Origin of the sequence: Halomonas sp. 707D4 (assembly GCF_024158685.1) — a bacterium.
In the GTDB taxonomy this organism is placed as follows: domain Bacteria; phylum Pseudomonadota; class Gammaproteobacteria; order Pseudomonadales; family Halomonadaceae; genus Vreelandella.
In genome coordinates this window covers 1-4533 of record NZ_JAMZBD010000258.1, presented here as the reverse complement: position 1 = coordinate 4533, position 4533 = coordinate 1, and the positions used below count along the sequence as shown (strand labels likewise).

Below are 4533 nucleotides of genomic sequence, written 5' to 3'. Positions count from 1 at the left end.
GTTCGGCGCCCTGGCCCCGGCGCGCCAGGAGGCGCTCGTGAGCGCGCTCGCCGAGGGCTCGCTCGACTGCCCGGTGATTCTCGACACACTGCCGATCGAGGCGCTGCTGGCGGGGTTCTACGCCCAGGCGCCAGAGGCGCCGCGCCACTGGTACCAGGTGCTGCACGAGGGCGAGACGGTCGGGGCGCTGCTGCTGGCCCCGCGCTCAAACGCCGAGTGGGAGCTTCAGTTGATGGGCCTCGTTCCCGCCTGGCGCGGGCGGGGATTGGGACGCGCCCTGGTGGACGAGGCGCGACGCCTGGCGCTGGAGGGGCGAGCCACGACGCTTGCGCTCACCGTCGATGCCGCCAACGCCCCGGCGTGTCGCGTCTACGCAAGGGCCGGTTTCGAGGTCGAGCGCGAGCAGCAGCTTTGGGCCTGGTGCCTGCCGCGCGCGCAAGATCGCCAAGGCGCGGATTTTTAACCTATACTGGGGACAATTCACAAGGGAATGTCATTCCACTCATCATGGAGCAAGCGCAATGAAAATCATCCTCGGTATCATCGTGTTCATCTTTCTCGTCGGCCTGCTGACGCTCACCGGCGTCTTCAAGCTGATCTTCTAGCACTGCCTGGCCGTCGGCGAAGATCGAGTCGTTTCGACGCGCAGGCGAGGCCATACGTTCATGTCGACAAGCGCTGGCGCAGGGCCCTCTGATCGAGGGCTTCGCGCCAGCGTTCGACGTTGGAAAGGCGCGCAGCGCCATGGCGGGGCGTTTTCAAGGAGCATCGAGTGAATTTCAAATACGTGACGGGTCTCGTCCTGGGCGGATTCACCACCTTGGCGCTGGCCGGCGACGATACCGGTTCGGTCGACGGCGAAGCGGTCTATGATCGCCTGTGCATGGCGTGCCACCAGACCGGCGTTGCCGGTGCCCCGATGCGCGGCGACGACGAGGCCTGGGCGCCACGCCTGGAGCAGGGCATGGAAACCCTGGTGGTTCATGCCATCGACGGCATCAACGCCATGCCACCCAGAGGCGGCAATCCCAACCTGAGCGACGACGAGGTGCGCGCCGCCACGCACTACCTGCTGGCGCCTCTGATCGATGCCGCCCTCGACCCGGTCGAGGCGTCGCCGGGCGAACCCGTCGCTGACGAGCCGGTGGCCGATGCGCCCGGTGACACCGCCAGCGCGCTGGATGGCGAGGCGCTCTACGCCCGCGCGCGCTGCGCGACCTGCCACGCCACCGGCATCGCCGGATCACCGGCGCTTGGTGATATCGACGCCTGGCGCGAGCGGCTGGAGAAGGGGCGTGAAGCGCTCTATCAGAGCGTGATCCTGGGCAAGGGCGTGATGCCGCCGCGCGGGGCGAGCACGGCGGACGACGACGAGCTCGAGGCGATGGTGGACTACATGATCGAGCGCGCGCAGTAGGAAAACGTCTTGTCCACAGCCGGCTTTCGGCAAGCGGCTGTGGACAAGTCGGCGTCGTCAGCCCAGCAGCGAGCGCAGCCCGGCGATGGCGTCCTTGCCGCGCGCCTGCTTCTTGTCCGGGTCCTCCCTGTCGGCCCGGCCCTCCCATTCCAGATCCTCGGCCGGCAGCTCGTCGAGAAAGCGGCTCGGCTGGCAATCCATCAGCTCGCCGTAGGCCTTGCGCTGGCGGGCCAGCGTCATGGTCAGCGTGCGCCTGGCGCGGGTGATGCCCACGTAGGCAAGGCGGCGTTCCTCCTCCACCGTACCGACCTCGATGGCATTTCTGTGCGGCAGCAAATCCTCCTCGAGCCCCATCAGATAGACGTGCGGGAACTCCAGGCCCTTGGAGGCGTGCATGGTGAGTAGCTGCACGCGGTCGGAGTCGTCCTCTTCGGCCTGCTGCTCGAGGATGTCGCGCAGCACCAGCCGCGAGATCGCGGCTTCGACCCCGTCGGTTTCCGTCGCCGTGGAGTCGGTGTCCTCTTCCGGGTCGCGATTCAAGGATTTCTCGAGCTGGTCGATCAGTATCCAGACGTTGGCCATGCGCCGTTCGGCGATGGTCGGGGCGCTGGCGTTCTGGTAGAGCCACGCCTCGTAATCCATGTCGCGCAGCATGTCGCGGATCGCGGCGATGGCGTCGCCCTGATCCATGCGCTGTCGCACGCCGTCGATGAAGTGGGTGAAGCGGGCGAGGCGCTCCGTGGCCCGGGTCGGCAGCACCTGCTCGAGGCCAAGCTCATGGCAGGCGGCGAACAGCGAGATCGAGCGCTCGGTGGCGTAGTTGGCGAGCTTCTCGACGGTGCCTGGCCCCACTTCGCGGCGCGGCACGTTGACGATGCGCAGAAAGGCGTTGTCGTCCGCCGGGTTGATCAGAAGGCGCAGGTAGGCCATGGCGTCCTTGATCTCGTTGCGCGAGAAGAACGACGTACCGCCAGAAAGCTTGTAGGGAATCTGGTAGTGCTGGAGCTTGAGCTCCAAAAGCCTTGCCTGGAAGTTGCCGCGGTAGAGCACGGCGAAGTCGCGCCACTCGGCACCCTCCTTGATGCGCCGGGTGAGCATGTCGCTGGCCACCCGCTCGGACTCCGCCTCTTCGTGGCGGGTCACCACCACGCGGATCGGCGCGCCATCGCCCATTTCCGACCACAGGGTCTTCTCGTAGACGTGGGGATTGTTGGCAATCAGAGTGTTGGCAGCGCGCAGGATGGTGCCGGTGGAGCGGTAGTTCTGCTCGAGCTTGATCACCTTGAGCCGGGGGAAATCCTCGCCCAGGGTGACCAGGTTTTCCGGACGCGCGCCGCGCCAGGCGTAGATCGACTGGTCGTCGTCGCCGACCACGGTGAAGGTGGCGCGCTCGTCCATCAGAAGTTTCACCAGCAGGTACTGCGAGACGTTGGTGTCCTGATACTCGTCCACCAGCATGTAGTGGATCTTGCGCCGCCAGCGCGCCAGTGCATCAAAGTCGTTTTGAAGCAGTACCACCGGCAAGAGGATCAGGTCGTCGAAATCTACCGCGTTGTAGGCCTTCAAGTGACGGTTGTAGGCTTCATACACCCGGGCGGCGAACTGCGCGTCCTCGTCCTCGGCGTGGGAAAGCGCGACACCCGGCAGCACCAGGTCGTTCTTCCAGGTGGAGATCTTGGCCTGCACCGCATTGATCTGCTCGGCGTCGACCTGGGCGTCCTTGTTCATCAGATCGCGCAAGAGCGCCTTGGCGTCCTCCGGGTCGAACAGCGAAAAGCCCGGCTTGTAGCCAAGCGTTTTCAGCTCGCCGCGGATGATGTTGAGCCCCAGGGTGTGGAAGGTGGAAACCGTCAGCCCGTGGCCCTCGCGGCCCTTGAGCATCTGGCCCACGCGCTCCTTCATCTCGCGGGCGGCCTTGTTGGTGAAGGTGACCGCGGCGATGCGCCGGGCGCTCATACCGCACTCCTTCACCAGGTAGGCTATCTTGGTGGTAATGACGCTGGTCTTACCGGAGCCTGCGCCGGCGAGCACCAGGCAAGGGCCGTCGATGTACTTGACCGCCTCGCGCTGGCGCGGATTGAGGCCGTTCAGGCGCGTGAGAATGCTGGACATGAAAACCACCTGGCAGGAAAGCGGTACGCTTTGGCCGTATCATACAGCTCGGTGCGACGAAGACGAAACCGATCGACGAATGCGGTCGACAGCATCGAAAAATCTTTTCTAGCATTAGACCAAAGTTCTATAAGAGTTTGTATAATACGCCACCATTCAAGAGCATCATCCCCGCTTCAAGTCGCCTCCGGCCCGTTCGGGTCGTCGATCGGCCCCTCAACGCAGCACGCAAAGGAAGAGTCATGTTCGAGGTAGCGCTTTTCGAGCCGCGCATGGCGCCCAACACCGGCAACATCATGCGTCTGGTGGCCAACAACGGCTGCCTGCTGCACCTGATCGAGCCACTGGGCTTCGATCTCGAGGAGAAGAAGCTGCGCCGTGCGGGGCTCGATTATCGGGATCTGGCCAACGTGACGCGTCATCGCGACTTTGCCACGTTTCAGGCGGCGATGGCCGGGCGACGCATCTGGGCGATCACCACGCGGGGCACGCGTGGTTACAGCGAGGTCTCCTTCGCGCCCGGCGACGTTCTGCTGTTCGGCTCGGAAACCGCCGGGCTCAGCGGCGAGGCGCACGCGGCGGTGCCCGAGGCGCAGAAACTGCGTATTCCGATGCAGCCGAACAACCGCAGCCTCAATCTCTCCAACGCCGTGGCGGTGGTGAGTTTCGAGGCCTGGCGCCAGCAGGGCTTCGCCGGCGCCGTGGAGGATCAGGCGACGCCGTAGCGGTCGCGGTAGGCGCGTACCGCCTCGGCGTAGGCGAGCATCTCGCCACCGGCGTGCTCCTCGAGGTACTCGAGCACCTGGGCCAGGGTGACGATGCTCACCACCGGCATGGCGTACTCGGCGGCGACCTCCTGAATGGCGCTCTTTTCGCCCTGGCCGCGCTCCTGGCGATCCAGCGCCACGATCACGCCGCCGGCCCGTGCGCCTTCGGCCTCGATCAGTGTCATCACCTCGCGAATGGCGGTGCCGGCGGTGATCACGTCGTCGATGATCAGGATG

The 4533-nt window shown here is 65.4% G+C and carries 4 protein-coding genes and 1 pseudogene; 3 read left to right on the top strand and 2 right to left on the bottom strand.

Features of this window, described 5'->3' with window-relative positions:
• Together BIS11_RS11490 and BIS11_RS11485 are read left to right on the top strand one after the other, a co-directional pair.
• The coding region (locus BIS11_RS11490) for an N-acetyltransferase (RefSeq protein WP_253586072.1) at positions 1 to 463 on the top strand (463 nt) is incomplete at its 5' end.
• A 309-nt stretch (positions 464 to 772) separates the two neighbouring features.
• Complete coding sequence (locus BIS11_RS11485; protein WP_253424725.1) at positions 773 to 1417, top strand: c-type cytochrome; 645 nt, start codon at positions 773 to 775, stop codon at positions 1415 to 1417.
• A gap of 57 nt (positions 1418 to 1474) precedes the next feature.
• Here the strand turns inward: BIS11_RS11485 and rep are convergent, their stop codons facing one another.
• Positions 1475 to 3529 (bottom strand): DNA helicase Rep, encoded by a 2055-nt coding sequence (rep, locus tag BIS11_RS11480; RefSeq protein WP_253424722.1) that lies wholly within the window; start codon positions 3527 to 3529, stop codon positions 1475 to 1477.
• Between the two features lie 242 nt (positions 3530 to 3771).
• Between rep and BIS11_RS11475 the strand changes: the two genes are divergently transcribed.
• Positions 3772 to 4254 (top strand): tRNA (cytidine(34)-2'-O)-methyltransferase, encoded by a 483-nt coding sequence (locus BIS11_RS11475; protein ID WP_253424719.1) that lies wholly within the window; start codon positions 3772 to 3774, stop codon positions 4252 to 4254.
• Here the strand turns inward: BIS11_RS11475 and BIS11_RS11470 are convergent.
• Positions 4239 to 4533 (bottom strand): annotated as a pseudogene (locus tag BIS11_RS11470) (orotate phosphoribosyltransferase); the annotation flags it as partial. The gene BIS11_RS11475 and the pseudogene BIS11_RS11470 sit on opposite strands and share 16 nt — an antisense overlap.